At 37.3% G+C, this 5,639-nt stretch carries 6 protein-coding genes; 4 read left to right on the forward strand and 2 right to left on the reverse strand.

From position 1 onward, the window contains the following. Window positions 1–1,971 precede the first annotated feature (1,971 nt). From D7V20_RS18330 to D7V20_RS18345, 4 genes are read left to right on the forward strand one after another with little or no spacing between them, the layout of a single operon-like run. A complete protein-coding gene (locus D7V20_RS18330; protein WP_120385330.1) occupies window positions 1,972–3,009 on the forward strand; it encodes a hypothetical protein in 1,038 nt (345 codons plus the stop codon). Next, window positions 3,009–3,689 (forward strand): hypothetical protein, encoded by a 681-nt coding sequence (locus D7V20_RS18335; RefSeq protein WP_120385331.1) that lies wholly within the window; start codon window positions 3,009–3,011, stop codon window positions 3,687–3,689. Before D7V20_RS18330 ends, D7V20_RS18335 begins: the two co-directional genes overlap by 1 nt. Window positions 3,690–3,702: 13 nt before the next feature. Beyond that, window positions 3,703–3,993 carry a hypothetical protein gene (locus D7V20_RS18340; RefSeq protein WP_120385332.1) on the forward strand — a complete coding sequence of 97 codons (291 nt, stop codon included), beginning with the start codon at window positions 3,703–3,705 and terminating at the stop codon, window positions 3,991–3,993. Between the two features lie 11 nt (window positions 3,994–4,004). After that, window positions 4,005–4,163 carry an acetyltransferase gene (locus tag D7V20_RS18345; protein ID WP_228200241.1) on the forward strand — a complete coding sequence of 53 codons (159 nt, stop codon included), beginning with the start codon at window positions 4,005–4,007 and terminating at the stop codon, window positions 4,161–4,163. A 2-nt stretch (window positions 4,164–4,165) separates the two neighbouring features. Here the strand turns inward: D7V20_RS18345 and D7V20_RS18350 are convergent, their stop codons facing one another. Together D7V20_RS18350 and D7V20_RS18355 are read right to left on the reverse strand one after the other, a co-directional pair. Then, entirely contained in the window at window positions 4,166–4,510 is a 345-nt protein-coding gene (locus tag D7V20_RS18350; protein WP_120403881.1) for a hypothetical protein, read from the reverse strand. A gap of 63 nt (window positions 4,511–4,573) precedes the next feature. Beyond that, complete coding sequence (locus tag D7V20_RS18355; RefSeq protein WP_120385335.1) at window positions 4,574–5,509, reverse strand: replication initiation protein; 936 nt, start codon at window positions 5,507–5,509, stop codon at window positions 4,574–4,576. Window positions 5,510–5,639 lie beyond the last annotated feature (130 nt).

Raw genomic sequence — 5,639 nt, forward strand, 5'->3', positions numbered from 1 at the left:
TTAACATGGCGTTTGTACTTTAATACATGGCGTTTGTACTTTTTTAAAGTCTGAAAGCTATATTTAGCAAGGGCTGTAGAGGGGCGAAAAGCTTTTAAAAGCTTCTTAAAAGCTAAAAAGAAAATCAAAGTCAAAAGCAAGAGCAAAATCAAAGGCTATGGCACTCGCTTCGCTCGTGTCGTTTCAAGAGCAAAAGCAAAGTCAAAAGCATTGATAATGTATTCGCTATGCTCATACTTTTTGAAAAGCAAAAGCTTCAATGTGTCGCTCGTAGACACTCGCTAATAACTGGGTCGATAAACCACCCTATATACTCCCTAAAACCCTTTAGTAGAAAGGTTTTAACCCTATTTGAAAGCTTAAAAAAGCAAAAGCGGTTTTTCAGAGAGGGGAATAAGCGAATTTTCTTTGTGTCACTCGTAGACACTCGTTAAAGATAGCGATTAAACGCAAAAAAAGCGGTGCTATAGAGATTTTTATTGTTTTTTTAATCTATCCTACGTTGTGCATTTAAAAGTCGCTTAAAACGTAAATGGTGAGCAATTAGATGAATTTTAGTTATTGAGTAGAAAAACCCAGCCTCTTAAAGAGGACTGGGTTCTTAAAACTACTAATTTGTACGTATTTATACTGCATCGACAGTTTGAAAATATCATTGTCTGCCAAGACAACTAATTTTCACGATTGTAGAATCGTTTTAAGACAGTTTTTTCGGTAAATCATGCTAGCCAAAGCATGTTGATACCACTCGAATATTACCGAAAAAAATCTGTTTTCAATCACCTTAAACACCACCAACTTATCGGCATAGACTTTCCCAATTATCACCACTTACGTTTTTATTCGCTCGGAGTGACTGCAACCCTTAAAGATTAAGGGTTTTGTACTTGTCTGATTCTCTAACACTTCTAAAGATCGTCACCGATCACCACCTCGTTGTTTGCCTAGAATCGCTTTTCTGTGAACTAATCAATCAGAAATTAAATATCTACAACTCAAACGGTGTGAAGTGCGCCCACGTTAGTCTTATTTGTCTTGATGAGTAGTACGCTTATCTCTAACTTAACTAAACTCAATTCCATGTTCACCCAACCGCAGTTCCAAGTCTTGTCGGGGTTATATTGTCTAGTTAAATCAATAAGGTAAAGCACTTACTCTACGCATATCGACTGCCATCAACTATTCTATAGTTGTGTGTTGACAGAGCCGACCTTACAGGCTTGAGCTATCCATTGACCGCCAGAGCAAATTGCAACGTATCTCTACGAATTCAGCAATTCACCATGACGTGCCGAGAAATCCAGTTTAACACCTCATTCCCCTGTGACCTCACGATCACCTCAAAAGCCCACCTGTGCGCCTTGACTATGCCCTTACGAAGCATCTGCCAAGCGGTTATTAACGCCATTACTCAATCCTTGAGATGACTATCCGTAACAAATAAAACAGGGTTAATTCACTAAGTTACCAGTCGCATGTTTAAAACGCTGATAACCCGTTAATGCCCGTGTCCGTGTCGCCCTACTAGCATCCTGTAAAAACAGGAACATAACTTTTGTAACAGGTAGAAAGAGGGACTCACACCCTCTAGCCCCTATCGTAGCCGCACCAACTACCTTTCGGACGTATGCAGCTTCACCGATAAAACTTTTCACAACTTGGCACGTTGCGAAAAGGGGCGATGTTGTTTGTTCATGGTTGGCAATCCATGAACAAACAATTTAAGGAAAATTGAATGTATGGATTGGCAGTCCAACTGAAAAACAATATCTACAAAACCCATCTTATGCGTAGCAGATACCGTGTCAAGTCAAATTTCGGAACTGCTTATTATGCGATAGCATAATCTGATTATAAATTCCGAAAAGCAGTCTTTTAGATATAACTATTAAAAAAATCCTCAGAATCCCTTTAAGAATCTACAAATAAGGGTATATTGATAATTAAATTTTTGGACTAAATAAGAAAAAAATGATTTATTACACCACTGGTACGAAAGAGCTAACCCATACCGTATTGGCTTGTTTTTCGAAGGGCTATGATTTTGCGGTTTTGGTTAAACCTACAAATTTTAGTAATGCAGAATCCATGCTTGAGAAGTGGAATGACCGCTATGGCTTGCTAAATACACCACAACAGCAGTATCGAAAATTTCTGTCCGGACAAAGTACGTTTTGTTGCATCGTTGCGAATGGCGGTTGTTTTCAGAAAGAAAATCTAACCGAAGCTGATTTTTATCGTTACTTGCGTGATAAATCGAAAAATGAAAATAAGTTATATACCCTTAGACCCCCGACTTTGCTTTTGCTGTGTCGAGTAAATGACTTGCTGCTACGCTTGCCCGATGGTGAGATTATCCAAAATAAATATGACCATCTTGATTATTTAAATGATCAAATTTCTAAGCAAGTTAAAGGCGCTGAAACCTTTGGAAAGATAACCCTAACAGTGGGCGATTATGTATTTTTGCAACTGACAAAAAGAGCCAAAAGCATCAAAGAGTTGCAGGAAATCGGTTTAAGTGAAAATACCAGGCATGCAACAAATTTTACATGGCGTTTAAATCAAGATGCCTTTGAAGCTGTGCGTCAGCGTGGCGTTAACTTGGTGAATAGCTTTCAAAAAAATAAATCTAATACTGATGTAAAAGAGCATTTTGAAAAGTACCTTCTAAGTCTGGAGGGATACATTGGTTATCGTGGTGTACGTGTGCAGATCGGCAAACTATACGGCATGTTCACCGCCTATTTTCAGTCAAAAATGAATCGCAGTTTTTTAAGTGCAGGTGGACGAAAGTTAAATCTAAGCTATGTCCGTGCTTCAACGCCGAAAATTAAAAATAATAGTGAAATCCATACTTATTTTAGGTCTATTAAAGATCAAGCCAATCAAAGTTCAAGAGAGTTACTTTTGACTTGGAAAAGCAGTGATGACGGTAAAAAGTTTTTACAGCGCAAAAGTCCTGATGGCTACGTTTACAACGATAGTTACTACAAGGATATTGAGTGATGGCTAAAACTCCTTATTTTAATAAGCGCAGATGGCTTGAGAGCCGACAGGATGAAATCACCGAGCTGTACCGCACTGGTAAAAGTTGGCGTGAAATAGTCGAACATTTGAAAAATTCTCATGCAATGCCCTTTCCACTGACGGAACCCGATTTTTTTAAGTATTGTGATTTTCTACTTGATGAGGTTGGGACTAGCCATTTTGAGGAAAATATTGAGTTACAGCGACAGCTCACCGACTTAAAAAAGCAATTTTCTACAATAGAGGAATCTAAAACATCTCTACAGCAAGAGAATGAAAAACTTAAAGAAAACAATATAAAACTGACTGCTAGAGTGAAGCAGTTTATTGAAGAATCTAAAGAACAAGATCAGTTTTTTGAGGAGCTTCAAGCCAGTAATTCTGAACAAGCCAACAAACTGATTCAACAGATCAATTTAAATAAACAACTGGAGCAATCCAATACTGAGTTATCACTTAAAAATGAACAGCAAGCAGGAAAGTTGGAAAAAATTTCAAAATATATGGACACAATTCAAACCGAGATAGATAAATTTTCAAAGTCAGAGCAAGCACTTAAACAGGATGTTTTAAAGGCTAAAAATACTAACTTTTGGCTGAAAATATTATTAGTGACCGTGGTTGTTGGAATGGGTCTAGTTTTTACAATTGTTAATTGAGAAGTAAGTTTTTATGCAAAAAAGCGATGTATTTTTTAAAGATTTTAAAATCAGTTTTATTGTGGCGGGCTTGGCTTTCACCGTTTTTTTTGCCATGGCGATTTTTTTCGAATTAGCTATGGGTGCAATATTTAAAATTGAGCCATCACAAGCCCGAATTTCTTTGTTTGTTGGTTTTTTCATGTTGGTTGGAGTGGGATTTTTCCTTTTCTCCAAGAATCGGCTAGGCAACAAAGTTGGTGGGATTGTAGTAACAGCAATACTTTCAGCCGTTTTTCTTGGTTTGAAGTTCTATTATTTTTAGGAATATCCAGAATGAAAAAATATGGTGTTGAAATTGTTGATCGTCCCAAGATTAGACCCATCAAAGAGCTTGATCTGACAGGGAGCGAGGGAGAAAAACTTGTCAGGTTACTGACTAAAAAGATTCTAATCCGCCATGAAAAAACCTTTAAACGGTTGGCTGATATGTGATGTTAATGGAAAGTCACAACCTTGTTGTCATTCAAATATACGGCTATCTCCGTAATATTTCTTGCATAACATCCGCCCATTAAATATTCGGCTTTGTTTCCGTAAGATGGCAAATTAATGATTTTGTTATCAGGTAGAACTAAACAAGCTCCTCGATTAACAACAACTTTTTGGACCGCAAGTGGAGTGTTTGATACGGACTGCACTTCAATTTTTGTATTTGGAGATGTGGAATATTGCTTTTGTATGTCTGCAACATTGACGACAACTAGCTGAGGCTTTTTATTTTCTGCATAAGCCGTAACTGAATAGGACGTTAGAAGAATGAGGAATAATCGCTTTATCATCATTGAACCTGTAAATTTTTTCTAATGGCAAAATTATTAAAATCGCGTGTGCGATAAATCACTTTAAGAACTCTTAGGATTAAAGCCCAGTTTCTTTAAGTGTGGTACTAGCAACTTTTGTTTTTCAGGGTCTTTAAGCATATCTTTGAGTCGTGATGCTAAAGCTTCATACCCCTCATTCCCGACTGCGTATTTTCCAAGTTCAGGCAATTTTGAAAGTTGATTACCAAACATATTAATTTGAGAATCGGACATTTCGAAAAACATATCAACGGTGTTTGGATCTCGTGTAGGTGCAATTAGTTTAGGCTTTGGTTTTTCTTTGACTGTGAACTTAAAGCCAACCACAGATCGCCCACGCTTCACGTTCTCATAGGTCAGGTCTATGTCTGTATTGGCGGTGATTTCGTCCAGTGATGGCTTAATCACACGTTTTTTTAGATTGCTTAGGTCTTGATATGAATCAGGTAAGCCAAGCTGTTCAAATAATTCATCAAGACTGATTTGGAAACTGCCCATTGTCTGGTGCTTCTTGGCTAGGTGATAAAAGTCTAGTGAATAGTCCTTTTTGAGCCGTAGTACGACTTCCTTTTTATATTTGGTATATGGGTTAAGGGCATCAAACTCACGCAAAAGCAAAAGTACCTCATCGGTAAAATATAGCTCTGCACCACCTTCACCATATACGGTTTTATATACCCAACGAACATTTACTTTTGCTTTATCTGCTCTTGTATAGCCAAAGTAACGATCAAAAAGTTTTTTGGTTGCTATACCCAAAGCTGTGTATGCGCCTGTAATTTCAATACCGCAAGCAGATGCAAACTCCTCTGTTGATATATAAATAGGTTCTCCACTGGAAATATTTGTGGTTCTCGCTAACGGTGTTGCCATGATGAATAATCGCTTTTCATCAAGCGTCATGCTCTTAAAACATTCAACAACACGATTTTGTAAAACAACCCAGTCTTTGGGGTAATGTTTTTTGTCTAAAGTCATATTGATCTCAATAAAGTACACCTTCTGAAAATATACCTTTTAATTAATTAAAGTACAATTACCTTAACTGTACTTTAATACATGGCGTTTGTACTTTTTAAACATGGCGTTTGTACTTTTTTAAGGGCAT

This window comes from Acinetobacter rongchengensis (genome assembly GCF_003611475.1).
GTDB classification, from domain to species: Bacteria; Pseudomonadota; Gammaproteobacteria; order Pseudomonadales; family Moraxellaceae; genus Acinetobacter; species Acinetobacter rongchengensis.

Excerpts from the sequence above, each read along its gene's own strand:
- D7V20_RS18355 (WP_120385335.1), bottom strand. The coding sequence starts at position 5,509 with ATGACTTTAGACAAAAAACATTACCCCAAAGACTGGGTTGTTTTACAA.
- D7V20_RS18350 (WP_120403881.1), bottom strand. The coding sequence starts at position 4,510 with ATGATAAAGCGATTATTCCTCATTCTTCTAACGTCCTATTCAGTTACG.
- D7V20_RS18330 (WP_120385330.1), top strand. The coding sequence starts at position 1,972 with ATGATTTATTACACCACTGGTACGAAAGAGCTAACCCATACCGTATTG.
- D7V20_RS18340 (WP_120385332.1), top strand. The coding sequence starts at position 3,703 with ATGCAAAAAAGCGATGTATTTTTTAAAGATTTTAAAATCAGTTTTATT.
- D7V20_RS18345 (WP_228200241.1), top strand. The coding sequence starts at position 4,005 with ATGAAAAAATATGGTGTTGAAATTGTTGATCGTCCCAAGATTAGACCC.
- D7V20_RS18335 (WP_120385331.1), top strand. The coding sequence starts at position 3,009 with ATGGCTAAAACTCCTTATTTTAATAAGCGCAGATGGCTTGAGAGCCGA.